The 23,613-nt window shown below is 71.6% G+C and carries 25 protein-coding genes; 12 read left to right on the forward strand and 13 right to left on the reverse strand.

Features of this window, described 5'->3' with window-relative positions:
* Positions 1-307, reverse strand: a 307-nt coding sequence (locus KM933_RS27910; protein ID WP_221357207.1) for a cbb3-type cytochrome c oxidase subunit I, incomplete at its 3' end; no start/stop codon positions are given.
* A 276-nt stretch (positions 308-583) separates the two neighbouring features.
* Complete coding sequence (locus tag KM933_RS27915; RefSeq protein ID WP_221357208.1) at positions 584-766, reverse strand: hypothetical protein; 183 nt, start codon at positions 764-766, stop codon at positions 584-586.
* Positions 767-965: 199 nt separating this feature from the next.
* Between KM933_RS27915 and KM933_RS27920 the strand changes: the two genes are divergently transcribed.
* The 3 genes from KM933_RS27920 (at position 966) to era (ending at position 3,176) form a co-directional block, all read left to right on the forward strand.
* Positions 966-1,319 carry a cytidine deaminase gene (locus KM933_RS27920; protein ID WP_221357209.1) on the forward strand — a complete coding sequence of 118 codons (354 nt, stop codon included), beginning with the start codon at positions 966-968 and terminating at the stop codon, positions 1,317-1,319.
* 190 nt (positions 1,320-1,509) lie between these two features.
* The gene (locus KM933_RS27925; protein WP_221357211.1) at positions 1,510-1,980 is read left to right on the forward strand and encodes a hypothetical protein; all 471 of its coding nucleotides are present in this window, start codon (positions 1,510-1,512) and stop codon (positions 1,978-1,980) included.
* A gap of 218 nt (positions 1,981-2,198) precedes the next feature.
* Positions 2,199-3,176: a GTPase Era gene (era, locus tag KM933_RS27930; protein ID WP_221357212.1), complete on the forward strand. Its 978-nt coding sequence runs from the start codon at positions 2,199-2,201 to the stop codon at positions 3,174-3,176.
* A gap of 66 nt (positions 3,177-3,242) precedes the next feature.
* Here era and KM933_RS27935 read toward each other — a convergent pair whose 3' ends face one another.
* From KM933_RS27935 to KM933_RS27945, 3 genes are read right to left on the reverse strand one after another with little or no spacing between them, the layout of a single operon-like run.
* The gene (locus tag KM933_RS27935; protein WP_260334256.1) at positions 3,243-4,613 is read right to left on the reverse strand and encodes a GH1 family beta-glucosidase; all 1,371 of its coding nucleotides are present in this window, start codon (positions 4,611-4,613) and stop codon (positions 3,243-3,245) included.
* Positions 4,614-4,673: 60 nt separating this feature from the next.
* Positions 4,674-4,940, reverse strand: coding sequence for a protealysin inhibitor emfourin (locus KM933_RS27940; RefSeq protein ID WP_221357214.1), 267 nt, complete (start codon positions 4,938-4,940; stop codon positions 4,674-4,676).
* Positions 4,941-4,987: 47 nt separating this feature from the next.
* Positions 4,988-6,058, reverse strand: coding sequence for a M4 family metallopeptidase (locus tag KM933_RS27945; RefSeq protein WP_221357215.1), 1,071 nt, complete (start codon positions 6,056-6,058; stop codon positions 4,988-4,990).
* A gap of 376 nt (positions 6,059-6,434) precedes the next feature.
* Here KM933_RS27945 and leuA point away from each other — a divergent pair, with 376 nt between their 5' ends.
* The 4 genes from leuA (at position 6,435) to KM933_RS27965 (ending at position 10,319) form a co-directional block, all read left to right on the forward strand.
* Positions 6,435-8,156, forward strand: coding sequence for a 2-isopropylmalate synthase (leuA, locus tag KM933_RS27950; protein ID WP_221357216.1), 1,722 nt, complete (start codon positions 6,435-6,437; stop codon positions 8,154-8,156).
* Positions 8,157-8,328: 172 nt separating this feature from the next.
* The gene (locus tag KM933_RS27955) at positions 8,329-9,039 is read left to right on the forward strand and encodes a TerB family tellurite resistance protein (RefSeq protein ID WP_221357218.1); all 711 of its coding nucleotides are present in this window, start codon (positions 8,329-8,331) and stop codon (positions 9,037-9,039) included.
* 244 nt (positions 9,040-9,283) lie between these two features.
* A complete protein-coding gene (locus KM933_RS27960; protein ID WP_221357220.1) occupies positions 9,284-9,715 on the forward strand; it encodes an Rrf2 family transcriptional regulator in 432 nt (143 codons plus the stop codon).
* Positions 9,716-9,902: 187 nt separating this feature from the next.
* The gene (locus tag KM933_RS27965) at positions 9,903-10,319 is read left to right on the forward strand and encodes a nuclear transport factor 2 family protein (protein WP_221357231.1); all 417 of its coding nucleotides are present in this window, start codon (positions 9,903-9,905) and stop codon (positions 10,317-10,319) included.
* A 148-nt stretch (positions 10,320-10,467) separates the two neighbouring features.
* Here KM933_RS27965 and KM933_RS27970 read toward each other — a convergent pair whose 3' ends face one another.
* Genes KM933_RS27970 through KM933_RS27990 form a run of 5 tightly spaced genes read right to left on the reverse strand, consistent with a single transcriptional unit; the run spans position 10,468 to position 17,111 of the window.
* Positions 10,468-11,403: a dihydrodipicolinate synthase family protein gene (locus KM933_RS27970; RefSeq protein WP_221357233.1), complete on the reverse strand. Its 936-nt coding sequence runs from the start codon at positions 11,401-11,403 to the stop codon at positions 10,468-10,470.
* Positions 11,400-12,467, reverse strand: coding sequence for an oligopeptide/dipeptide ABC transporter ATP-binding protein (locus KM933_RS27975; protein ID WP_221357235.1), 1,068 nt, complete (start codon positions 12,465-12,467; stop codon positions 11,400-11,402). The genes KM933_RS27970 and KM933_RS27975 overlap by 4 nt, the downstream gene beginning before the upstream one ends.
* Position 12,468: 1 nt before the next feature.
* Positions 12,469-14,499: a dipeptide/oligopeptide/nickel ABC transporter permease/ATP-binding protein gene (locus tag KM933_RS27980; protein WP_221357237.1), complete on the reverse strand. Its 2,031-nt coding sequence runs from the start codon at positions 14,497-14,499 to the stop codon at positions 12,469-12,471.
* Positions 14,496-15,458: an ABC transporter permease gene (locus KM933_RS27985; protein ID WP_221357239.1), complete on the reverse strand. Its 963-nt coding sequence runs from the start codon at positions 15,456-15,458 to the stop codon at positions 14,496-14,498. The genes KM933_RS27980 and KM933_RS27985 overlap by 4 nt, the downstream gene beginning before the upstream one ends.
* Before the next feature lie 24 nt (positions 15,459-15,482).
* Positions 15,483-17,111 (reverse strand): ABC transporter substrate-binding protein, encoded by a 1,629-nt coding sequence (locus KM933_RS27990; protein WP_221357241.1) that lies wholly within the window; start codon positions 17,109-17,111, stop codon positions 15,483-15,485.
* A gap of 159 nt (positions 17,112-17,270) precedes the next feature.
* Between KM933_RS27990 and KM933_RS27995 the strand changes: the two genes are divergently transcribed.
* The 5 genes from KM933_RS27995 to KM933_RS28015 all read left to right on the forward strand — a co-directional run bounded on the left by KM933_RS27995 (position 17,271) and on the right by KM933_RS28015 (position 21,296).
* A complete protein-coding gene (locus tag KM933_RS27995) occupies positions 17,271-17,711 on the forward strand; it encodes a protein-tyrosine phosphatase family protein (protein WP_221357243.1) in 441 nt (146 codons plus the stop codon).
* A 408-nt stretch (positions 17,712-18,119) separates the two neighbouring features.
* Positions 18,120-18,362 carry a hypothetical protein gene (locus KM933_RS28000; protein WP_308013567.1) on the forward strand — a complete coding sequence of 81 codons (243 nt, stop codon included), beginning with the start codon at positions 18,120-18,122 and terminating at the stop codon, positions 18,360-18,362.
* 16 nt (positions 18,363-18,378) lie between these two features.
* On the forward strand, positions 18,379-19,305 hold the full coding sequence (locus tag KM933_RS28005) for a DUF2637 domain-containing protein (protein ID WP_221357244.1): 927 nt from the start codon (positions 18,379-18,381) through the stop codon (positions 19,303-19,305).
* A gap of 299 nt (positions 19,306-19,604) precedes the next feature.
* A complete protein-coding gene (recO, locus tag KM933_RS28010) occupies positions 19,605-20,357 on the forward strand; it encodes a DNA repair protein RecO (RefSeq protein ID WP_221357246.1) in 753 nt (250 codons plus the stop codon).
* Between the two features lie 96 nt (positions 20,358-20,453).
* Positions 20,454-21,296, forward strand: a complete 843-nt coding sequence (locus tag KM933_RS28015; protein ID WP_221357248.1) for an isoprenyl transferase — start codon at positions 20,454-20,456, stop codon at positions 21,294-21,296.
* A 94-nt stretch (positions 21,297-21,390) separates the two neighbouring features.
* Here KM933_RS28015 and KM933_RS28020 read toward each other — a convergent pair whose 3' ends face one another.
* From KM933_RS28020 to KM933_RS28030, 3 genes are all read right to left on the reverse strand, one after another.
* Positions 21,391-21,810: a Fur family transcriptional regulator gene (locus tag KM933_RS28020; protein WP_221357251.1), complete on the reverse strand. Its 420-nt coding sequence runs from the start codon at positions 21,808-21,810 to the stop codon at positions 21,391-21,393.
* 71 nt (positions 21,811-21,881) lie between these two features.
* A complete protein-coding gene (locus KM933_RS28025; RefSeq protein ID WP_221357252.1) occupies positions 21,882-22,796 on the reverse strand; it encodes a metal ABC transporter permease in 915 nt (304 codons plus the stop codon).
* Between the two features lie 5 nt (positions 22,797-22,801).
* Complete coding sequence (locus tag KM933_RS28030) at positions 22,802-23,584, reverse strand: metal ABC transporter ATP-binding protein (RefSeq protein WP_221357254.1); 783 nt, start codon at positions 23,582-23,584, stop codon at positions 22,802-22,804.
* Positions 23,585-23,613 lie beyond the last annotated feature (29 nt).

A 23,613-nucleotide genomic window follows, 5' to 3' on the forward strand; every position in this document is an offset into this window, starting at 1 on the left:
GCATGATCGCGTTGGCGAACCCGGCGAAGGTGGGGGTGGCGAACAGCAGCAGCATGACCGTGCCGTGCATGGTGAACGCCTGGTTGTACTGCTCGCTGGAGAGCAGCTGCAGACCGGGCCGGGCCAGCTCCACCCGGATCGCCATCGCCATCGCCCCGCCGACCACGAAGAACGTGAAGGACGTGAGCAGGTAGAGGTGCCCGATCTTCTTGTGGTCGGTCGTCGTCAGCCAGGAGATCACCATCCGGCCCCTGCCGCGCCGCCCCTCGACCGGGACCACGGTCTCCGTCGTTGCCTCAGCAGTCATCAAGTTCCCTAATCAGTCGAAGTGCCGCATTCAGGTATCAAGGTTCCGTAAACGCTCTGAGATCGCATGCTGACGCGCTGTGAAGGGTGGAGCGTGTGGTGGTGGAGGGGTGTCGCCCTCTCCCGTCACGGGAGAGGGCGACACCCCGCCGGATCACCGATTGACCGGCGATCGATGACGGATGACTGCTGATGACCGCCGATGACTGGGATGGTTGATCGGTGGCCGGAGGCCGATGGCCAGTGGTTGACGTTCGGTGATCGGTGGCCGATGCCGCTATTCGGGTACGTCCCCCGCGGACGCGTCCGCCGTCCCGGCGTCTCCCGTCCCGGTGTCCCCGTCACCGGCATCCGCCTCGTCCTGCCGGCGCTCGGCCCTTTCTTCCTCCGGAGTCACGTCCTTCTCGCCGGTCACCTGCTCCAGCGGGTGGGACAGTTCGTCGTCGTGCGAACCGGACATGTCGGCTCCTTCCGCGGACTGCCTGCCGAGTCCCCCTGCGCCGGTGTTCCACGCTTGCGCCGGACGCCGGAATCCGTCCGCCACGCGCGGTGCACGCACCGGTGGCGGCCCGTGTGCCGCCGCCCGGGGGACACCGCCCGCGGGGCACCGCCCGGGGGACGCCGCCCGGGAGGTCGGCCGGGCTTCGTATGCTCTGGACATGACCGACAGCAGCGCGCTCGACCCCGAGGACCGCAAGATCGTCACCCTGGCGCGGGCCGCCCGGGCCCGCAACGGCGTGCCCGAGGGCGCGGCCGTACGCGACGACAACGGCCGCACCTACGTGGCGGGCACCGTCGACCTCCCCTCGCTGGGACTCAGCGCGCTGCGGACCGCGGTGGCCATGGCGGTGGCTTCCGGGGCGAGGTCGCTGGAGGCGGCGGCGGTGGTGGGCGAGGCGGAGGCCCTGCCGGCCGAGGACCTGGCGGCGGTACGGGACCTCGGGGGCGAGGGGACGCCGGTGCTGCTCGCGGGGGCCGACGGGGCGGTCCGCTCCGTGGTGACCGCGGGCTGAGCGCGGTCACGGCCGACGGGGGCGAGAACCGGCCCCCCGGAAGAATCACCCCCGTTTCTCTTGCAATCGCAAGGCGCCGGCGCATCAATGGACGACAGCTCTTCCGACGGACCGTCAGATTCCGGGTTGTGAGCGAGGCGGCCCGTCGGCCGTCCCCCCACGGCAATTCCCGCACCAGGGAAGGAATCCAATGATCTGCAAGCGACTCGGAATCGGCGCGGCGTTGGCCGCCGGCACCCTGGCCACCACCCTGGCGTTCGCCCCGGGCGCCGCCGCCGTCGTCCCCCAGACCGCCACGATCACCGCCGACTGCGGTCTCTACGGCGGCGGCGGGGCCACCCTCGAAGCCACCCAGGACGGCACCGCGGCCACCGTCACCGTCACCTCCTCGATCACCGCCCCGCTCGCTCTCGCCGAGGACTCGATCGTCTCCACCCTCACCCTGGCCAAGGCGGGCGGCGGCACGACCACCTTCACGGGCACCGAGAACCCCGCGACGGCCGCCGGGGAGAGCGTCACGGTCGGCCCGCTCGACGGCACCGTCGCGGCCGGTGACAGCCTGGAGGCATTCGGCGGCTCCCTGGAGATGGTGGTCTTCGGGATCACCGTGACCTGTACGGCGGAGGGTCCCCAGTCGCCCGGCCCGTTCGTGTTCGAGTAGGCACGAGTCCGACCGGGCATCCGAACGTGACAGCAGGAACGTGACAGCAGGAACATGCCAGCAAGAACGTGACAGCGGGAACGTGGACGTCCGATCCCCCCACGGGCACGGCCGGCCCGGGCCGGTGCCGTCCGCACGCGGCGGCGCCGGCCCGTGCGCGGTGCGCCGCGCGGCCCGACCGGAATCCTGGTGCAGCGGGTGCTCGGCGATCAGGGACAATGGGCGCCATGAGCGTTCGTACCCAGTCACCCGAGCCGCCGGAATCCGCGGAATCCGCGGGGGCACCCCACCGCGCCGGCTTCGCCTGCTTCGTGGGCCGCCCCAACGCGGGCAAGTCCACCCTCACGAATGCTCTGGTCGGCCAGAAGGTGGCGATCACCGCGAACCAGCCGCAGACCACGCGGCACACCGTCCGCGGCATCGTGCACCGGGCCGACGCCCAGCTGATCCTGGTGGACACCCCCGGCCTGCACAAACCGCGCACACTCCTCGGCGAGCGGCTGAACGACGTCGTCCGCACGACCTGGGCCGAGGTCGACGTGATCGGGTTCTGCCTCCCCGCGAACGAGAAGCTCGGTCCCGGCGACCGCTTCATCGCGAAGGAACTGGCGTCCATCAGGAAGACGCCGAAGATCGCGATCGTCACGAAGACCGACCTCGTGGACAGCAAGACGCTCGCCGAGCAGCTCATCGCCATCGACCAGCTCGGCAAGGAGCTCGGTTTCGAGTGGGCCGAGATCGTGCCCGTGTCGGCGGTCGGCGACCAGCAGGTGGACCTGCTCGCGGACCTGCTCGTGCCGCTGCTGCCCGAGGGCCCCGCGCTCTACCCCGAGGGCGACCTCACGGACGAGCCCGAGCAGGTCATGGTGGCCGAGCTGATCCGGGAGGCCGCGCTGGAGGGGGTGCGGGACGAGCTGCCGCACTCCATCGCCGTCGTCGTCGAGGAGATGCTGCCGCGCGAGGACCGGCCCGCGGACAAGCCGCTGCTCGACATCCACGCGTTCGTCTACATCGAGCGGCCCAGCCAGAAGGGCATCGTCATCGGGCCCAAGGGGAAGCGGCTGAAGGAGGTCGGGATCAAGTCGCGCAAGCAGATCGAGGCGCTGCTGGGGACACCGGTGTTCCTCGACCTCCATGTGAAGGTGGCGAAGGACTGGCAGCGGGACCCGCGCCAGCTGCGGAAGCTGGGCTTCTGAAAGCGGTTCCCCGAACGCCGGACGGGCTGGAGAACCCGGGCCGTCCGGCGTTCGGGGGCGGCACGGTCACCGCTGCGCGCGCAGCACCCCCCGCAGCCAGTGGTACGACGCCTTCGGGGTCCGTTCCAACGTCTCGAAGTCGACGTGCACCAGGCCGAAGCGGCGCGTGTACCCCTCGGCCCACTCGAAGTTGTCGAGGAGCGACCACACGAAGTAGCCGCGGACGTCCACCCCCTGCTGCGACGCCCGGTGCAGGGCCCGCAGGTGCCCGTCCAGGTAGCTGATCCGCTCCTGGTCGTCGAGTCCCTCGTACGAGCAGCCGTTCTCCGTGATGACGACGGGCGGGAGCCGGTCGCCGTACCGCCCGCGGTAGTCCACGAGCAGTTCCGTGAGCGCCCCGGGCACCACCGGCCAGCCGAGGTCCGTGACCGGGTGGCCCTCGATCTCCCGTACGGAGAAGGGAAGCCCGGCGGGCAGGGTCACTCCGCCGAACTCGGTCTCCGAGCCCTGCGGCGCGCCCACCCTGGTCGGCGCGTAGTAGTTGATCCCGTACCAGTCGACCGGCTGCCCGATGATCTCCAGGTCGGCGGCCACGGCCTCCTCGTCGCCCGGCATCAGCGCGCCGACGCCCTCCGGGTACCGCCCCAGCAGCACCGGGTCCGCGAACAGCCGGTTGAGCAGCAGGTCGTAGAAGCCGGCCGCCGCCAGGTCCGCGGGGTCCCGGGAGGCGGGCCAGGTCGGGCCGTGCGAGTTGGCGATGCCGAGGTCCGTGACCCCGGCCGCGCGCAGGGCCCGTACGGCGAGGCCGTGCGCCAGCAGCTGGTGGTGGGCCGCGGGCAGGGCGTCGAGGAGGAGGCGGGTGCCGGGCGCGTGCGTCCCCAGGGCGTGGCCCAGCAGGGTGTGCTCGGCGGGCTCGTTGAGGGTGATCCACTTGGTGATCCGGTCGCCGAGCCGGTCGGCCACCCGGGCGGCGTACCCGGCGAAGCGTTCCGCCGTGTCCCGCCGCAGCCAGCCGCCCGCCTCCTGCACCGACAGCGGCAGGTCCCAGTGGAAGAGGGTCGGGACGGGGCGTATGCCCGCCGCGCACAGTTCGTCGGTCAGGCGGTCGTAGAAGTCCAGACCGCCGGGGGCGTTCACCCGCGGCCAGGAGACGGAGAAGCGGTACGCGTCCACGCCGAGGCCGCGCAGGAGGGCCACGTCCTCGGGGTAGCGGTGGTAGTGGTCACAGGCCACCTCGGCCGTCGAGCCGTCCTTCACCCGGCCCGGCCCGGCGGTGAAGGCGTCCCACACGGAGGGGGTGCGGTGGGCCGCCGCCCCCTCGATCTGGTGGGCCGAGGTGCTGACCCCCCAGAGGAACCCGGCCGGGAACCGGGGGATCGGGGTCGTCGCCGTGTCCGCCGCACCCGCCGCACCCGCCGCGTTCACCGTGGTCGCCATGCGCGCGATCATCCGTACCGGGAGCGGGAGGAGTCAACGGGCGGGAGTGGCCCGATCGCCTCAGGCGCCCTCTTTGAGGACCCTTGAGATCAGTTTCCGTTGTTCCTCCGTCAGGCGGGGGTCCGCGCAGTAGACCGTCCTGCCGTCCACCGTGATGCGGTAGCCGAAGCCGTCCGGGACGCCGATGGGCGGCGTGCCCCGGCCCGCGGCGAGGGCCTGCTGGGCCAGGGCGTGCCAGTCCTGGGCGTCGGGGCGGCCCGAGGTGTCCACCTCGGCGTGCCGCTCGATGCCCGCGAATCCGCCTGTACGGCTCACCTGAATACGCATGGGTCCCTGTCTAGTACGAAACGCCGGACCGGACCACGCCCACCGGGTCAGCCGGTCGGGACCTTGACCTGTTCCCACGCCTTGCTGACGGCCTGCAGTTCCTCGCCCTCGCCGTACGAGGCACGCGCCTTCGCCAGGGTCAGGGCCGCGAAGTCCGTGAAGCTCGCCCTCGAGTCCAGCTCGCCGCCGGTCAGGACGTCGTACCAGATCTGTCCGACCCGCTCCCAGGCGTGCCCGCCGAGCGCGGTCGCGGCCAGGTAGAAGGCGTGGTTGGGGATGCCGGAGTTGATGTGCACACCTCCGTTGTCGCGGCCGGTGCGGACGTAGTCGTCCATCGTGGCGGGCTGCGGGTCCTTGCCGAGCACGTCGTCGTCGTACGCCGTGCCCGGTGCCTTCATCGACCGCAGGGCCGTGCCGGTGACGTTCGGGGCCAGCAGGCCCGCGCCGATCAGCCAGTCGGCCTCGGTGGCGGTCTGGCCGAGCGTGTACTGCTTGATGAGCGAGCCGAAGACGTCCGACATCGACTCGTTGAGGGCACCCGGCTGGCCGAAGTACGTGAGGTTCGCCGTGTACTGCGTGACGCCGTGGGCGAGCTCGTGGCCGATGACGTCTACCGGGATGGTGAAGTCGAGGAAGATCTCGCCGTCACCGTCGCCGAACACCATCTGCTCGCCGTTCCAGAAGGCGTTGTTGTAGTCCTCGCCGAAGTGGACGGTGGCGTTCAGCGGCAGGCCCTCGCCGTTGATCGAGTTGCGTCCGTACGCCTTCAGGAACAGCTCGAAGGTCGAGCCGAGGCCGGCGTACGCGCGGTTGACCGTGGCGTCCTTGCCGGGCTTGTCGCCCTCGCCGCGAACCTTCTTGCCGGGGAGGTTCTGCTGGTGCTTCGCGTCGTGAATGGTGCGGTTCGGCCTGTCCTCGGCGGCGCCCTCGGGCGGGGCGAGGGCGGGGGCGCCCAGGACGGTGGTCAGCCGGCGCCGGGTGCGCTCGTAGGCGTCGTGCTGGAGGGTGCGGCGGGCCTTCGCGGCGAGCGCGCGGTTCTCCGCCTGGGAGAGGGTGTCGAGGACGTGGGGCGGGACGATGGTGCAGAAGACGGGCTCATGGCCCCCGTTTGTCGTCATGTCCCGCACCATTGCACTGCGTGACGCACCTGTCACTAGGGGCCACCATGATTGGTGAATTGGGCGGATAAGGGGGGTGTTGCGGTCCGCTTTCGTGTACGGGCACCGGCCTGTCGCGGCCGGCCGCACGGTTCTCCGCACCCCTCCGGGGGACATGTGTGCGATGCCGTGTCCCGCATGGTGATACGGCGGGCCGACCGGTCCGGGGGTCCGCTAGCATGCGGAGCATCATGCGTTACGGGCTGCTTCTCCTTAGCTGCCGCGGCGAGGGCCTGTAGTCGAGGCCGACCCCCTCCCCGCGGAGTTCGGCGTTGCGCCGTCGGCCGTACCCCGGAGCGATCCGGGGATCAAGCGGACCAAGAGGAGCCCCCGCATCATGGCCAACCGCCAGCAGCCCACCTCCATGCCGATCCACCGGTACCGCCCGTACGACCAGGTCGACATCCCCGACCGCACCTGGCCGGGCCGGCGGATCACCGCGGCCCCCCGCTGGCTCTCCACGGACCTGCGCGACGGCAACCAGGCGCTGATCGACCCCATGTCGCCCGCGCGCAAGCGCGAGATGTTCGACCTGCTGGTGAAGATGGGCTACAAGGAGATCGAGGTCGGCTTCCCGGCCTCCGGCCAGACCGACTTCGATTTCGTGCGCTCGATCATCGAGGAGGAGGGCGCGATCCCGGACGACGTCACGATCTCCGTACTGACCCAGGCCCGCGAGGACCTGATCGAGCGGACCGTCGAGTCGCTGAAGGGCGCCGGGCGCGCCAACGTCCACCTCTACAACGCCACCGCGCCGGTCTTCCGCCGGGTCGTCTTCCGCGGCTCCAAGGACGACATCAAACAGATCGCCGTCGACGGCACCCGGCTGGTGATGGAGTACGCGGGCAAGCTGCTGGGCCCCGAGACGGTCTTCGGCTACCAGTACAGCCCCGAGATCTTCACGGACACCGAGCTGGACTTCGCCCTGGAGGTCTGCGAGGCCGTCATGGACGTCTGGCAGCCCGGCCCGGACCGCGAGATCATCCTCAACCTGCCCGCCACCGTGGAGCGCTCCACCCCCTCCACGCACGCGGACCGCTTCGAGTGGATGTCGCGCAACCTGTCCCGCCGCGAGTACGTCTGCCTGTCCGTCCACCCGCACAACGACCGCGGTACGGCGGTCGCGGCCGCCGAGCTGGCACTGATGGCCGGCGCCGACCGCGTCGAGGGCTGCCTGTTCGGCCAGGGCGAGCGCACCGGCAACGTCGACCTGGTCACCCTGGGCATGAACCTGTTCTCGCAGGGCGTCGACCCGCAGATCGACTTCTCGGACATCGACGAGGTCCGCCGCACCGCCGAGTACTGCAACCAGATGGAGGTCCACGCCCGCCACCCGTACGTCGGCGACCTCGTCTACACCTCCTTCTCCGGCTCCCACCAGGACGCCATCAAGAAGGGCTTCGACGCCATGGAGGCCGACGCGGCCGCCAAGGGCGTCACCGTCGGCGAGCTGGAGTGGGCCGTCCCGTACCTGCCGATCGACCCCAAGGACGTCGGCCGCTCGTACGAGGCCGTCATCCGGGTCAACTCGCAGTCCGGCAAGGGCGGTATCGCGTACGTCCTGAAGAACGACCACAAGCTGGACCTGCCGCGCCGTATGCAGATCGAGTTCTCGAAGATCATCCAGGCGAAGACGGACGCCGAGGGCGGCGAGGTCACCCCGAACGACATCTGGGCGGCCTTCCAGGACGAGTACCTGCCCAACCCGGACAACCCCTGGGGCCGCGTCCAGGTCCGCAACGGCCAGTCCACGACGGACAAGGACGGCGTGGACACGCTCACCGTCGAGGCCGAGGTGGACGGCGTCGAGACCACCCTGGTCGGCACCGGCAACGGCCCGATCTCGGCGTTCTTCCAGGCCCTGCAGGGCATCGGGGTCGACGCCCGGCTGCTGGACTACCAGGAGCACACGATGAGCGAGGGCGCCTCCGCGGTGGCCGCCTCGTACATCGAGGTCGCGATCGAGGACAAGGTGCTCTGGGGCATCGGCATCGACGCGAATACGACACGCGCGTCACTGAAGGCCGTCGTCTCCGCCGTCAACCGCGCGACCCGATAACCCGGTTCACCTGCGTTTCCCCGGTCCCGTCCGCCTCACCGGCGGACGGGACCGCTGCGTTTATCCGGCCATGTCGCCGAGTGGCTCCGCCCGGGGTACTGACTCCGCGTCGGCAATGTGGCTAACATCACCCAACGCGGCGATGTTGCCGCTGGGTTACGGAGGTGCGCACGTGCTGCCAGGATGGGGACGAAACGGCCGGTCTGCCCGCGCCGGCACCACGGGCGTCTCTCGCATCCTCGGAACCAGGACCGCGTGGACCACCGTCGGTGACGGAGAGTTCTTCTGCCCGGGCTGCGGAGGCGACCGCAACTACCAGCGCCTCACCGGCCGCCGCCGCTTCACCTGCCTCGGTGTGCCGGTCATGCCGCGCGGCGAGACCGGACCCGTCGTGGAGTGCGCGGCCTGCGGGCACCACTACGGCGCGGACGTCCTCGACCATCCGACCACCACCCGCTTCTCGGCGATGCTGCGCGACGCCGTCCACACCGTCGCCCTCGCGGTGCTGGCCGCCGGGGGCACGTGCGCGCGCACGGCGCTGGAGACGGCGGCCGCCGCGGTGCGCTCCGCGGGGTTCGACGACTGCACGGAGGAACAGCTCGCCGCGCTCGTCGAGGCGCTGGCCGCCGACACCGGGCGGCTCTTCGGCGAGCCGTGCGGGCCGGGGCTGTCGATAGAGCTGCACGAGGCGCTGGACCCGCTGGCGCCGCACCTCGCGCCCGCGGGGCGGGAGGCGGTGCTGCTCCAGGGGGCGCGGATCGCCCTCGCGGACGGGCCGTACACGCCCGCGGAGCGGGAGGTGCTCACCACGGTGGGGAGCGCGCTGACGATCTGCGCGGACGAGGTGGCGCGGGTGCTGACGGCGGCGCGTACGCCGTCCTGAGCGGGGTGCCCCCCCCCGGCGGGGCGGACGTCCGCGGCGTCGCCGTGGCGGGGCGCGCGGTTCCGCGCACCCCTTGAAGACCGCGCGGTTCGCGGTGGCCCGCGGTTCGATGACGGCGGCGTGGGCGGAGGCGGGGAGAGTTGTCACGCGGCCCGCCCGTCGCGTCCGGTACGGGATTTGCCGCATACGGATGTAACAGCTACTGTTACGACAAGATCGAGGGTCGGCGGAGGTGAGGTCCCGAGTGGGTGCCAACAGCAGGCTGACCATCGCGGCGCATGCCCTGACGTGGATAGGGCTGTATCAGCGCCGCGGTCATGAGGTCGCCACCTCCGAGCAGATCGCGACGAGCGTCAACACCAATCCGGTGGTGATCCGCCGCCTGCTGGGTGAACTGCGCAGGGCGGGACTCGCCGACTCGCGGCGAGGTGCGGGAGCGGGCTGGACGCTGTCGCGGGACCTGGAGTCGATCACCCTGCTCGATGTCTACGAGGCGGTCGAGTCGGGCCCGGTCTTCGCCCTGCACCGCTCGGCACCCGACCCCGGGTGCGTCGTGGGCCACGGCATAGGGCCGGCGATGACCGCCGTGTACGACGAGGTCGAGGCCACCCTCCGCGAGCAGTTGGCGCGAACCACCCTGGAGGACGTCCTGCGGGACGTGCTCAAAGCCGCCTAGTCCGGTCCTCCGGCCGTGCGGGCGGCGCTTTCCGCACCCTCCGATGTAACAAAAACTGTTACTTCACGGATGCGGAGAGCCTTCACGTCCGGGGCCGGAGTCCCACGCCCGCGACGCACGCGCAAAGACCCAAGAGACCAAAGAGACCGAAAAGACCGAAAAGACCGAAGAGGCAAGGACAAGCACAGTGGCAACAGACGCGCAGACCTCACGGGCCGTGGCCGAGCGGTTCATGGAGCGCCTCGGCAGGCAGGACCAGGACGGCATCCAGGAACTGTTCGCGGCGGACATCGACTGGTACGTCCCCGCCAACGACGGACTGTCCTGGACGGGCCACCGTACCCGCAGGGAGGAGGTCGCCCCGTACTTCACCACGATGTGGCCCCACTTCGTCCCCGGCAGGAGCGATGTCTCGCTGGAGCGGATCATCGTCGACGGCGGTGACGTGATACTGCTGTGGATCTTCACTCACACCGTCGCGTCCAGCGGCAAGGAGTTCACCACGCCGTCGGCCATGCACCTGGTGGTGGAGGACGGCGAGATCGTCCGCATGCACCTCTACGAGGACACACGGGTCGTCGCCCAGGCGTTCGGCACCGACTGAGGCAAAAGGGTTCGTCAGGCCGGCGTCGGAGGGCGGCTGTCAGGGGTGTCCACCGCAGCCGCAGCCCGTCATGGTCGCCCCCTCCTGGGGCTGCGGGGTCCGCGCGGCGGTTTCCTCCGGCGTGCGGGGAGCGGGCGCGAGGGAACCTCTACAGCAGCCCCGCCGCCGCCAGGTGCTTCCCCACCGCCGCGGTCTCCTCCGCGGACAGCGGGATCTGCGGTTCCGCCGTGGCGGGGCACGCGATGACGCCCCTCAGGTGCAGCGCCGCCTTGAAGGCGCCCAGGGCCGACGAACCGCTGCCCATCCGTCCCGGGTCCCCCACCCGCACCATCGCGAACAGTGCGCACAGGCGCTCCTGCTCGGCCCGTGCCAGCTCCCACTCGCCCGCCCGGCACAGGCGGTACAGGTGGGCGTACCCGGCGGGATCCACGTTCGCGAGCCCCGGCACCGCCCCGTCCGCCCCCATGGCCAGCGCGGAGTCGACGACCAGCTCGGAGCCGGTCAGCACGCTGAAACCGGTGACGGCGGGGTGCGCCCGCGCCCCGGTCACGACCGTCCGGAAGGTGCCCTCGTCCCCGCTGGAGTCCTTCAGCCCGGCCAGCACCCCCTCCGCCGCCAGCTCCAGCACCAGGTCGGCGGTCAGCTTCGAGCGGACGGCCACCGGGAGGTCGTACGCGAGGACCGGCACCGGTGAGCGGGCGGCGGCCAGACGGTAGTGACGGGCGATCTCGGCCGGATGCGTACGCGCGTAGAACGGGGCCGTCACGACCACGGCGTCGGCGCCCGCGCCGGTGACGTACCGGACGTGGTCCAGGACCCGCGGGGTCGTCATGTCGATGGCGCCCGCGAGGACGGGCACCGCCCCCGCCACGTGGCCGATCACCGTCTCCACGACCAGCCTGCGCTGGCGGTCCGTGAGGTACGCGGCCTCCGAGGAGGTGCCGAGGACGAACAGGCCGTCCACCCCGCCCTCCAGCAGGTGGTCGACCAGCGCGGTCAGGGAGGGGACGTCCACCTCGCGGTCCGGTGTCAGGGGGGTGCAGACGGGCGGTACGACACCGGTCAGCGGGGCGGGAAGGGTCATCGGGGCTCCCTGGGGATGTCGGCCATGGCGGTGGCCTCCGGTACGGCGGCGACGGCCTGTGCGACCAGGTCGCGGGTCGAGAGGCCGTCCTCCACAGGATGGTGGCAGCGGAAGAGGTGCCCCGGGGCCGACGCGGCCGCGAAGTCCGGCATGGTTTCCGCGCACACCGCGTCCGCCCGCCAGCAGCGGGTGCGGAAGGGGCAGCCGCTCGGCGGACGGGTGGCCGACGGCACGGGTCCCACCAGCGGGATCGGGTCGATGGGGTCCAGCAGGCCGGGCGTCGCGGAGAAGAGCGCGCGGGTGTACGGGTGCCGGGAGCGGTCCGTCACCTCGTCGGCCGGGGACTCCTCGACGATCCGGCCGAGGTACATCGTGACGACGCGGTCGCTCATCCTCCGTACGGTCTGGATGTCGTGGGAGACGAAGACCAGGGCCAGCCCGAGCCGTTCCCTCAGGTCGAGGAGGAGGTTGAGGATCTGGGCGCGGACCGAGACGTCCAGCGCGCTCGTCGGTTCGTCGGCGACCACCAGGTCCGGGTCGAGGGCCAGCGCCCGCGCGATGGCGACCCGCTGCCGCTGCCCGCCGGAGAGCTGTCCGGGCAGGCCGTCCGCCAGCGCCTCCGGCAGCCCCACGAGGGACATCAGCTCGCGCACCCGGTCCTCGCGTTCGCGGGGCGTGCCCCGCCGGTGGACGTCGAGGGGGTCGCGCAGGATCCGGCGTACCGTCAGGCGCCGGTTCAGGGCCGTGGACGGGTCCTGGAAGATCATGCCGGTGCCCGCGCCCACCGTCGTGCGCCGCTCGGCCGCGGCCATCGCCCACAGGTCGCCGCCGTTCAGGGACACCGTCCCGGACGTCGGCCGCTGCACCCCCACCAGGACCTTGGCGAGGGTCGACTTGCCGCAGCCGGACTCGCCGACGACGCCCACCGTCTCGCCGGGCGCGACGGCGAGGTCGGCGCCGGTGAGGGCGTACACCCGGTCCCGTGCGAACAGGCCGCCGGTGCGCGCCCGGTGGACCACGTGCACGTCGGACAGTTCCACGAGGGGGCCGGCCGGTCCGGGCATGTCAGGGCCTCGCTTCCGTCGGACCGGACGGACCGGCCGGGGTGCCGGTCGGGTTCCCGGCCGGGTCCAGGGGGACCGCCGGGTGGTGGCAGGCGACCTCGTGGCGGCCGGGCGGGCCCGTCAGCCGGGGTACGTCGGTGCGGCACACCCGCGTCGCCATCGGGCAGCGGTCGGCGAAGCGGCAGCCCGCCGGGAAGTCGGCCGGGGCGGGCACCACTCCCTTGATCTGCGTCATCCGCTCCGCCGCCGACTCCAGCGACAGGACGCTGCCGAGGAGGCCGCGCGTGTAGTGGTGGGACGGCGACTCCACCAGGTCCGCCGTCACGCCCGACTCCACGATCCGGCCGCCGTACATCACGGCCACCCGGTCGGTGACGTCCGCGACGAGCGCCAGGTCGTGCGAGACCAGCACGAGCGCGAAGTCCAGCTCCGCGCGCAGCCTCAGCAGCAGCTCCATGATCTGCGCCTGCACGGTGACGTCGAGCGCGGTCGTCGGCTCGTCGGCGACGATCAGCGCGGGATCGCGGGAGAGCGCCATGGCGATCAGCACGCGCTGGCGCTGGCCGCCGGACAGCTCGTGCGGATAGCTGCGCAGGGTGCGGTCCGGGTCGAGGCCGACCAGGCCGAGGAGCTCGGCGGCCGTGCGGGTGCCGCCCCTCCTGAGCAGCTGCCCCAGCTGGGCGCGGATCGTCATCGCCGGGTTCAGGGACGAGAGGGCGTCCTGGTAGACCATCGCCATCTCGTGGCCGAGGAGCCGGCGCCGTACGCTCATCGGCCGGCCGACCAGCTGCTGCCGCCCGAACCACACCCGGCCGCGCACCCGGGCGCCCTTCGGCTCCAGGCCCATCACCGTGAGGGCCGTCAGCGACTTGCCGCAGCCCGACTCGCCCACCAGGCCCAGGACCTCACCGGGCCGTACGTCGAAACTGATGCCGTCGACGATGTCGACGCCCCCGTGGCGGGCGTCGAAGCCGATCGCCAGGTCCTCCACCCTCAGCACCGGCTGCCGGTCCTCGGGCAGGGGACGGGCCCGGCCGCGCAGCCGCCGCGCCGCCTCCGCGAGGCCCGGCAGCTCCAGGACCTTCCCACTGCCCGGCTCGGGCGCCTCCAGGCGGTCCTCCTCCTCGCGGGCCGGCACGTCCCGGGCGGCGGGCGCCGCCCACGCGTCCGAGACGCCCTCGGAGAGGACGTTCAGGGACAGCACGGTGACCAGCATCAGCAGGCCCGGGAACACGGTCGCCCACCAGCCGCCGGTCAGCACCATGTTCTTGCCGTCCGCGATGACACTGCCCCAGGACGGGTCCGGCGGGCGGACGCCCGCGCCGATGAACGACAGCGACGCCTCGAAGACGATCGCCTCGGCGACCTGCACGGTGCAGAACACCAGGACGGGGGCGGCGCAGTTGACGGCCACGTGCTTCAGCACGATGTGCGGGGTGCGCGCCCCGATGACCCGCTCGGCGGTCACGTAGTCCTCGCCGTACTGGTCCATCACGTTGGCCCGGACGACCCGGGCCATCGGCGGCATGTAGAGGAACGCGATCGCGCCGATGAGGACGGGGACGCCGCCGCCGAACACCGCGACGAACACGGCCGCCAGCGCGATGCCGGGGAAGGCCATGACGATGTCGAGGCAGCGCATCAGCGTCTCGTCGACCGCCTTGCGCGAGGTCGCCGCGACCGCCCCGACGACCGCGCCCACGACCAGGGCGAGCGCGGTCGCCCCCAGCCCGATGGCCAGGGACCAGCGGGCCCCGTACATCAGCCGGCTGAGGACGTCCCGGCCCAGGCTGTCCTGCCCCATCCAGTGCTCGCCCGACGGGGCGCCCTCGCCGTTGCCGCCGCCGGCCAGCGGCGCCTGTTCGAGCGGGTCGTGCGGGGCGATCAGCGGGGCCAGCAGCGCCGTGAGGGCGACGGTCCCGATGACGACGACGGCGATCCGCGAGATCAGCGGGAGCCGGGTGAACCCCCGGAGGCGGACGCCGGGCCGGGACAGGGCGTCGGCGAGCCGCCCCCGGTGCGTCGGCGTCATGCCCCGGCACCCCTCAGTCGCGGGTTGACCAGCAGGTAGAGGACGTCTATGACGAGGTTCACGACGACGAACCCGAAGGCGATCGTGAGGACGCCGCCCTGCACGACGGCCGGATCACCGTTCTTCACGGCGTCGATCATGAGTTTCCCCATCCCCGGCAGATTGAAGATCGTCTCGATGACGACCGCGCCGCCGAGCAGATAGCCGACCCGCAGACCCAGTACGGTCAGCGGGTTCACCAGGGCGTTGCGCAGCACGTTGCGGCCCACCACGACCACCGGCGGCAGCCCGCTGCCGATCGCGGTCCGTACGTAGTCCTTGTCCAGCTCCTCGACCACGGCCGTGCGGACGATCCGGGTGAGCTGGGCGGCGACCGGCAGCGACAGGGCCAGCGCGGGCAGCGTCATGGTCCTCAGCCAGCCGGTGACCGAGTCGGCCGGGTTGACGTATCCGCTGGTCGGGAACCAGCCGAGGTCCACGGCGAGGTACTGGATCATCAGCAGCGCCAGCCAGAAACCGGGCGCCGCCACCCCCGTCAGCGAGACGACCCGGATCAGCTGGTCGGGGAGACGGTCCCGGTGGATCGCGGCGGTGACCCCGCCCAGCAGCGCCAGCACCACCGCGATGCCGAGGCCCATGAAGGTCAGCTGCATCGTGAGCGGCAGCGCGGTGGTGACCTGGTCCACGACCGGCGCCCGGGTCAGCGCGCTGACCCCCATGTCACCCCGGGCCAGGTCCCCGACGAAGTCGGCGTAGCGCACCGGGAGGGGGTCGAGGAGCCCGTTGCGTTCCCTGAAGTCGTGCAGCTGCTGCTCGGTCGGGTTCGCGCCCTGGAAGTACGCGGACGCCGGATCACTGTCCGAGAAGCGCATCACGAGGAACACGAACAGGATGATCCCGAGCATCAGGGGGACGAGCAGGAGGATCCGCCGGCCGAGGATCCGCAGGACAGCAACCACGGTCGAGATCTCTCCTCACGGCCCTCAGGCCCACTTCGCCTGGAGCAGGTTTATCCCCGGATAAGGCTGCGCCCGTACGCCCGTGAGGTCCTCGGGATCCCACGCGGTGATCAGCTCGTTGTGCACGACCGGATAGATCACGGCGTTCTCGGCGACGACGTCGATGTAGTCCTGGGTCATCGACTTCTTCTTCTCGGGATCCGGCTCCCGCGTGGCCGCTTCCATCCGCCGGAAGAGGTCCTTGGCCACGGAATTGCCCTCCCAGCGGGCGTACCGCATCCAGGTGTTCCCGGGCCCGTAGTTGTAATGCATGATCAGATCGGCGTCGAGCCCGAACTGATTGGGGTTCGACGCGGCCGCGACCACCTGGAAGTCCTTCTTCTGGTCGAGCTTCGTGAAGAGCGCGGCGGTCTCCTGCGGCTCCAGGTCCGTCCGGACGCCGATCGCGTCCCAGGACGCCTTGATCGTCGGCAGGCAGTCCACGATCCAGCTCACGTTGACCGCCATCAGGCGGACCGTCAGCCCGCTGACCCCGGCCTCCCTCAGGAGCGCCCGCGCCCTGTCCGGGTCGTGGGCGTAGACGGTCCTCGCCCGCCGGTACGTCGGATTGCCCTCGTTCAGGTACGACGACGCGGGCTTCCCGTGCCCGCGCAGGGCGGCCCGGATCATCTTCTCCGTGTCGATCGCGTAATGCAGCGCCTGCCGCACCCGTACGTCGTCGAACGGTTTGCGGGCGGTGTCGAAGAGGAGGAAGAGGTGGTTCATCCCCGCCCCGCCCTCGACCTTCAGACCGCTCTTCTCCAGCTGGGCGATGTTGGCGTACGGGATGTTGTCGGAGATCTGCGCGCCGGCGCTGGCACCGGAGATCTTGGCGACCCGCGGCGCGGCGTCCACCATGGTCAGCCAGTTCATCTTCCTGAACGCCGGCTTCCGCGGCCCGTTGTAGTCCGCGAACGCCTCGAAGGTGGTGTTGGACTTCGGATGGTGGGCGGTCTGCCGGTACGGGCCCGAGCCGACCGCCCTTCCGGTCGTCGCCCCGTCCAGCGCGCCCGCCTCCGAGAACACGTGCTTCGGCATGATCTTCGCGAGGGTGAGCCGCTGGGCCCCGTCGGGGAAGGGGAATCTCAGCACCAGTTCCACCGACTTCTCGTCGACCTTCCGCACCTCCTCCAGCCAGGACGCGAAGAAGTTCCCGACGAGGGTCGCCGTCTTCCGGTCCAGTACGCGTCCGTAGGTGAAGACCACGTCGTCGGCGGTGACGGGCCGCCCGTCGTGCCACTTCGCGCCCTCCCGCAGCGTGAACCTCCACGTGGTCGCCCGCAGGTCCGCCGGGATCGCGGTCGCCAGGGCCGGGTACGGCTCACGGCTGATCGGGTCGGTGTCCAGCAGCCCCTCGTAGACGTGGTGGTTGGCGGCCATCGAGAACGCCGAGGCCGTCATCAGGGGGTCCCAGCTCTGGTCGTTGCCGTAGCCGATCACCGCGGTGAGCGTCCGGTCGGCCCCCTCGCCCCCGCCGTCCGTCTCGTTCGTGGACTCCGGGCCGGACGAGCAGGCGGAGAGCGTGGCGGCGATCGTGGCGGCCGCGCCCAGCGCGCCGGAGTGCTTCAGGAACGACCGGCGGTGCAACGCCGGTGCGGGGGTCGCGTCGCGCACGGTTCCTCCAGCATGGAGTAAGAGATACGACGTCCTACGTCATAGGTGCAGCGTGACCCTAGGAGCGGCCGGGAGGGCGGTCAAGGGAGCGCGCAGGAAACCCGTTCCGGTGCGCGGTCCCCCGTGGCAGACTCGCCGCCCTGGGGCGGAGGAGGCCGGATGGGTGCGGGATGGGACGAGGCGGCGCCGGGGGTCCTCAGGCTGCCGTCCGGACGACTGGTGCGGGGCCGGGGACTGCGCGGAGGACTCGGTCCCGCGGCGGTCCGCCCGACGTACGGCGTCCACCTCCTGGGCAAGGAGCCGCCCGCTGTTCCCTGGGAGACGCGGTGGCTGAGGTGGCCCGACTTCCGGCTGCCGCGGGACCGCGCGGAGGCCCGGGAGGTCCTGACGCGGACGTGGCACCGGGCCGCGGACCCCGCCGAGCGCGTCGAGATCGCCTGCGCCGGCGGACGCGGCCGGACGGGCACGGCCCTGGCCTGTCTCGCCGTCCTGGACGGTGTGCCGCCCGAGGCGGCCGTGGATTTCGTACGACGGAACTACGATCGCCACGCCGTGGAGACACCGTGGCAGCGGAGGTACGTACGCGGATTCGGGGACTGAACGGACGCCGGTAGGACAAGTGGCGGGTCGGAGAGCGCATATGGCCCACCGATGGTGGGGAATGCGTACAGGCCGTTCATCCCACTGATCTCCTCGATCCTCCCGGTCTCCTCCGATCCCCCCGGCCTTCCCGACCCCTTCGGCCCGCTCGATCCCAGGTCGGCACCGGAGGCCGGAGCGGGCCTTCCGCGCACTGGCTCACCGGTGCGAACGAAGGTGTGCGCAAAAGGCTTCCAGTAGCAAAACCTGCTCTTCGGGAAATGTCTGGTCTTGGCTGACAAACGCCGTCGTCAATGCTTTTGGTGGAGTTACGCTCACTCATTTGCCGCGCACCTGAGTTAAGGACGGCGCCGTTAGCGACACATGACGAAAGCGCGGACTCCCGGCACTCCGGTACACGCCCGTTTGGTGCAGAAGAACATGATCGCCACCCCCGCGGTGGTAATGGGCCGATACATTTATACGCCCGCCTCGGCCTACTCGGCACCGGATGCCCGCGGCACCCTGCACGGGGACGGAAAGCCGGTGGAACTGCAGGTCACCGAGCCTCTGCTGGGTGAATTCCTGGCTTTTCTGAACCGGGCGCAGAACGATCTCAACCAGCGGTGGAGTGCCCAGACGCGACCAGGCAGCAACGTGGCCTGTGTCTGAAGGGGGGCGGTTCTCCATGAACGACGACTATGCCCATCTCTTCGTTCCGGGCGATCCCCCCGGTGCGCACCACAACGGCGCACACCACAACGGCGCGTACTACGACGGGTCCGGAAGCGGGCGGCACCGCGGCCCCGTCGAGACGTATTACGTGAATCCTTCCACGGACCCCCTCGACTCGGCCTGGGACCCGGTCGAGGAGCTCACCTACCTGCTGCAGGACGCCGTGTCCGCGGACCCCGGCGTCGCCCAGCAGGACGTCGCCGCACCGCAGGACACCGCCGTGCACCAGGGCGCCGCCGTGCCGCGACAGCGCCACGAGGAGCCGGTCGATCTCGGCCTCACGGGCGACCCGATGGACAACCTGGCCACGATCACCGCCGAGCTGCCGCCCATCCGGTCCCACCCCGCGGGGCACCGGAAGGTGCGGGTCCGCAAGGTCCGCTTCACCTGGCTGCAGACCGTCAGCTTCCTGATCGCCGCGCTCGCCGCCGTCATCGTGTCGATGGTGAGCGTGTTCGGCGGGATCGTCTCCTACGTCCCCCTGCGCCATGTCGCGTCCCACACGCAGAGCGCCGCGGCCGTGTGGTGGCCCCTGCTGGTCTACGGCCCCTGGATGATGGCCTCGCTGTCCATCCTGCGGGCCGCGCTCCACCAGCGCCGGGCCGCGCACTCGTGGTTCGTGGTCCTGGTGTTCTCCTCGGTCGCGATGGCGCTCTGCGCCGCCCAGGCCGACCGGACCTTCACGGGGATCGCCGCGGCCGTCCTGCCGGCCCTCGCGGCGCTCTCCTGCTTCCAGCAGCTCGTGCGCCAGATCACGATGACCCGGCCGCCGCGGCAGAGCGTGCCGCGGCACCGGCTGCTCACGAGCAAGGTGCCGCGGGTCGTCCCGTCCACGACGGCCGCCCCGGAGACCCCGGGCGGGCCCGCCGCGGCGAAGTGACCGCGGCGGTGCCGGTGGACACCGCCGGACGGCCGGGCCCGGCCGGCGCGTCCCGGGACCGCCTGCCCGAGCCACCCGGCGCGCCGCCCGGCGGCGGACGGCGAGCCCCCGCCGGGGAGCCGGACGGCCACCCCGGCCACGTCCGCTGACGGCGTACGCGAGAATGGGGCCATGAGTCTGTTCCGCGACGACGGCATCGTGCTGCGCACCCGGGAACCGGGCGAGGCGGACCGGATCACGCTGCGGTCTCCCGGGGGGCGCCCCCCGTGCCCCCGGCCGGAGACCCGCGGGGGCGCGCGATGAGTCTCTTCCGGGACGACGGCATCGTGCTGCGCACCCAGAAACTGGGCGAGGCGGACCGGATCATCACCCTGCTCACCCGCGGGCACGGACGCGTACGGGCCGTGGCCCGGGGCGTGCGCCGGACCAAGTCGAAGTTCGGGGCGCGCCTCGAACCGTTCTCCCACGTCGACGTGCAGTTCTTCGCACGCGGCAGCGAGCTGGTCGGCCGCGGGCTCCCGCTGTGCACGCAGAGCGAGACGATCGCCCCGTACGGCGGCGGGATCGTCACCGACTACGCCCGCTACACCGCCGGCACGGCCATGCTGGAGACGGCCGAGCGGTTCACCGACCACGAGGGCGAGCCCGCCGTCCAGCAGTACCTGCTGCTGGTGGGCGGACTGCGCACCCTCGCCCAGGGCGAGCACGAGCCGCACCTCATCCTCGACGCGTTCCTGCTGCGCTCCCTCGCCGTGAACGGCTACGCGCCGAGCTTCAACGACTGCGCGCGCTGCGGGATGCCCGGGCCGAACCGGTTCTTCTCGGTCGCCGCGGGAGGTTCCGTCTGCGCCGACTGCCGGGTGCCCGGCAGCGTCGTACCCTCGGCGGGGGCCCTGGAACTGCTCGGCGCGCTGCTGACGGGGGACTGGGCGGTCGCGGACGCGTGCGAGCCGCGGTACGTCAGGGAGGGCAGCGGCCTGGTGTCGGCCTACCTGCACTGGCACCTGGAGCGCGGACTGCGCTCCCTGCGGTACGTCGAGAAAAGCACCTGAGCGGCAGCTGCCCCCGAGCGGCAGCTGTACCTGATCGACAGCTGTACCTGACCGACCCGACCTGACCTGGTCCGGCACGAGGGAGAAGAGAAGCAAATGGTGGTACGCGGGATCCTGGGGCGCCAGCGCCGCGAGTACAAGACGCCGGAGCCGCACCCGTCCGGTGCCCGCGCGCCCAGACTCCCCGGCGAGCTGATCCCGAACCACGTGGCGTGCGTGATGGACGGGAACGGCCGCTGGGCCAAGGAGCGGGGCCTGCCGCGCACCGAGGGGCACCGGGTCGGCGAGGGCGTCGTGATGGACGTCCTCAAGGGCTGCCTGGAGCTGGGCGTCAAGAACCTGTCCCTGTACGCGTTCTCGACGGAGAACTGGAAGCGGTCGCCCGAGGAGGTCCGCTTCCTGATGAACTTCAACAAGGACGTCATCCGGCGCCGGCGCGACGAGATGAACGATCTGGGCATCCGGATCCGCTGGGTCGGGCGGATGCCGAAGCTGTGGAAGTCCGTCGTGCAGGAGCTGCAGGTCGCACAGGAGCAGACGCGGGACAACGACCTGATGACCCTGTACTTCTGCGTGAACTACGGGGGGCGGGCGGAGCTGGCCGACGCGGCGAGGGCGCTGGCCGCGGACGTCGCCGCCGGGAAGCTGGACCCCGACAAGGTCAACGAGAAGACCATCCAGAAGTACCTGTACTACCCGGACATGCCGGACGTGGACCTCTTCCTGCGGCCGAGCGGTGAGCAGCGCACGTCCAACTACCTGATCTGGCAGTCGAGCTACGCCGAGATGGTGTTCCAGGACGTGCTGTGGCCCGACTTCGACCGGCGCGACCTGTGGCGGGCGTGCGTGGAGTACGCGTCGCGGGACCGGCGCTTCGGGGGGGCCGTGCCCAACGAGGACCTGCTGGCGATGGAGGCGGACATGCGGGGGCGCCCCTGAAAGCCCGCGCGGTTCCCCGCGCCCCCGGGTACCCGGGAGCGCGGGGAACCGCGCGACAAGCCCTCATCGGGCCGCGGGGGAAAGGCCGGCCCGACTACCCCTGGCTGCGCGCAGCGCACTCCGCGCAGGTGCCGAAGATCTCCACCGTGTGGGCCACGTTCACATAGCCGTGCTCCGCCGCGATCGCCTCCGCCCACTTCTCCACCGCGGGCCCCTCCACCTCCACGGCCTTGCCGCACACACGGCACACCAGGTGGTGGTGGTGGTCGCCGCTCGCGCAGCGCCGGTACACCGACTCGCCGTCCGACGTGCGCAGCACGTCGACCTCGCCCGCGTCCGCGAGCGACTGCAGCGTGCGGTACACCGTGGTCAGACCGACGGAGTCACCCTTGTGCTTGAGCATGTCGTGCAGGTCCTGCGCACTCCGGAACTCGTCGACCTCGTCCAGCGCCGCCGCCACGGCGGCACGCTGGCGGGTGGAGCGGCCCCGAACGGACGGTCCAGCGGTCGTCACCGTTGCCTCCAAACGTCTGCGGCTTGTGCCGGGCCATTGTGCCAGCCCGGGCGGGTCCGAACCGGGCGCAGTCAGACGCCGGCCTTCCCGGCGGGCGGGCGGCCGTCCGGAATGACGCACTCGGCCGGGTCGGCGGCCTCCTGCGCCGCGGCCCGCGAGGCGGCCCGCGTCCGCCGCCGGGCCAGCGGTGCCGCCGCCACCGTCAGCAGGACGAACGCACCGATGGTCAGCAGCACGATCGTCGCGCCGGGCGGCACGTCCTGGTAGTACGAGGTCACCGTGCCGCCGACGGCCACGCTCACCCCGATGGCCACCGAGATCGCGAAGGTGGCCGCGAAACTACGGCTGAGCTGCTGTGCGGCGGCCACCGGGACCACCATCAGGGCGGAGACCAGCAGCAGACCGACGACCCGCATGGCGACCGTGACCGTGACGGCCGCGGTGACGGCCGTGAGCAGGTTCAGGACGCGCACGGGCAGCCCGGTCACCCGGGCGAACTCCTCGTCCTGGCTGACCGCGAACAGCTGCCTGCGCAGCCCGACCGTCACCAGGACGACGAAGGCCGCGAGCAGGCAGATCGCCGTCACGTCCTCCTCCGACACCGTCGAGAGGGAGCCGAAGAGGTACGAGGTCAGATTGGCGTTGGAGCCGCCCGGCGCGAGGTTGATGAACATCACACCGCCCGCCATGCCCCCGTAGAACAGCATCGCCAGCGCGAGGTCGCCGCGCGTCCTGCCGTACCAGCGGATCAGCTCCATCAGGACCGCGCCGAGCACGGAGACGGCGGTGGCCATCCACACCGGGGACCAGGAGAGGAGGAAGCCGAGTCCGACACCCGTCATCGCGACGTGGCCGATGCCGTCGCCCAGCAGGGCCTGGCGGCGCTGTACCAGGTAGATGCCGACGGCGGGGGCGGTGATGCCGACGAGCACCGCGGCGAGCAGGGCCCGCTGCATGAAGGCGTAGTCGAGGATGTCGAGGTTCATGGCGGTCAGCTCAGCAGTCCCGTCCGGATCGGTTCGGCGTCGTGGGCCGCGTGGGGGTGTACGTGGTCGTGGCCGGGCAGCGCGTGCTGGCCGACCGCGCGCGGGGGCGGGCCGTCGTGCAGGACGCAGCCGTCGCGCAGGACGACCGCCCGGTCGATCAGCGGTTCCAGCGGGCCCAGCTCGTGCAGTACGAGGAGGACGGAGGTGCCCGCCGCCACCTGCTCCCGCAGGGTCGCCGCGAGCACTTCCTGGCTCGCCAGGTCCACGCCGGCCATCGGCTCGTCCATGATCAGCAGCTCGGGTGCGGAGGCGAGGGCGCGGGCGATGAGGACGCGCTGGTGCTGGCCGCCGGAGAGCGCGTCCACGGAGTCCTTGGCGCGGTCGGCGAGACCCACCAGCTCCAGGGCGTGCCGCACGGCCTCGCGGTCGGCCCTGCGCAGGACGCCGAAGCGGGCGCGGGACAGCCGCCCGGAGGACACCACCTCGGTCACCGTGGCGGGGACCCCGCCGGCGGCGGTCGTGCGCTGCGGTACGTAGCCCACGCGCGCCCAGTCGCGGAAGCGGCGCCGGGGGGTGCCGAACAGCTCGACCTCGCCGCCGGTGACCGGGACCTGGCCGATGACCGTGCGGACGGCCGTCGACTTGCCGGAGCCGTTGGCGCCGAGCAGCGCGACGACCTCACCGCGGCGCACGGTGAGGTCGATGCCGCGCAGGACGGGGCGGGAGCCGAGTTCGGCGGTCACTGAGCGCAGCGATATGACCGGGTCCCGATGCTGGTCAGCCGTCATGACTCATGCCTTCCGTGGTTGCGTCCCGC

It is taken from the genome of Streptomyces beigongshangae (assembly GCF_019710745.1).
GTDB classification, from domain to species: Bacteria; Actinomycetota; Actinomycetes; order Streptomycetales; family Streptomycetaceae; genus Streptomyces; species Streptomyces beigongshangae.

Bases quoted from the DNA above. Each gene is read 5' to 3' on its own strand.
- KM933_RS27915 (WP_221357208.1), bottom strand. From the start codon at position 766: ATGTCCGGTTCGCACGACGACGAACTGTCCCACCCGCTGGAGCAGGTG.
- KM933_RS27920 (WP_221357209.1), top strand. From the start codon at position 966: ATGACCGACAGCAGCGCGCTCGACCCCGAGGACCGCAAGATCGTCACC.
- KM933_RS27925 (WP_221357211.1), top strand. From the start codon at position 1,510: ATGATCTGCAAGCGACTCGGAATCGGCGCGGCGTTGGCCGCCGGCACC.
- era (WP_221357212.1), top strand. From the start codon at position 2,199: ATGGGCGCCATGAGCGTTCGTACCCAGTCACCCGAGCCGCCGGAATCC.
- KM933_RS27935 (WP_260334256.1), bottom strand. From the start codon at position 4,613: ATGGCGACCACGGTGAACGCGGCGGGTGCGGCGGGTGCGGCGGACACG.
- KM933_RS27940 (WP_221357214.1), bottom strand. From the start codon at position 4,940: ATGCGTATTCAGGTGAGCCGTACAGGCGGATTCGCGGGCATCGAGCGG.
- KM933_RS27945 (WP_221357215.1), bottom strand. From the start codon at position 6,058: ATGACGACAAACGGGGGCCATGAGCCCGTCTTCTGCACCATCGTCCCG.
- leuA (WP_221357216.1), top strand. From the start codon at position 6,435: ATGGCCAACCGCCAGCAGCCCACCTCCATGCCGATCCACCGGTACCGC.
- KM933_RS27970 (WP_221357233.1), bottom strand. From the start codon at position 11,403: ATGACCCTTCCCGCCCCGCTGACCGGTGTCGTACCGCCCGTCTGCACC.
- KM933_RS27975 (WP_221357235.1), bottom strand. From the start codon at position 12,467: ATGCCCGGACCGGCCGGCCCCCTCGTGGAACTGTCCGACGTGCACGTG.
- KM933_RS27980 (WP_221357237.1), bottom strand. From the start codon at position 14,499: ATGACGCCGACGCACCGGGGGCGGCTCGCCGACGCCCTGTCCCGGCCC.
- KM933_RS27995 (WP_221357243.1), top strand. From the start codon at position 17,271: ATGGGTGCGGGATGGGACGAGGCGGCGCCGGGGGTCCTCAGGCTGCCG.
- KM933_RS28005 (WP_221357244.1), top strand. From the start codon at position 18,379: ATGAACGACGACTATGCCCATCTCTTCGTTCCGGGCGATCCCCCCGGT.
- recO (WP_221357246.1), top strand. From the start codon at position 19,605: ATGAGTCTCTTCCGGGACGACGGCATCGTGCTGCGCACCCAGAAACTG.
- KM933_RS28015 (WP_221357248.1), top strand. From the start codon at position 20,454: ATGGTGGTACGCGGGATCCTGGGGCGCCAGCGCCGCGAGTACAAGACG.
- KM933_RS28025 (WP_221357252.1), bottom strand. From the start codon at position 22,796: ATGAACCTCGACATCCTCGACTACGCCTTCATGCAGCGGGCCCTGCTC.
- KM933_RS28030 (WP_221357254.1), bottom strand. From the start codon at position 23,584: ATGACGGCTGACCAGCATCGGGACCCGGTCATATCGCTGCGCTCAGTG.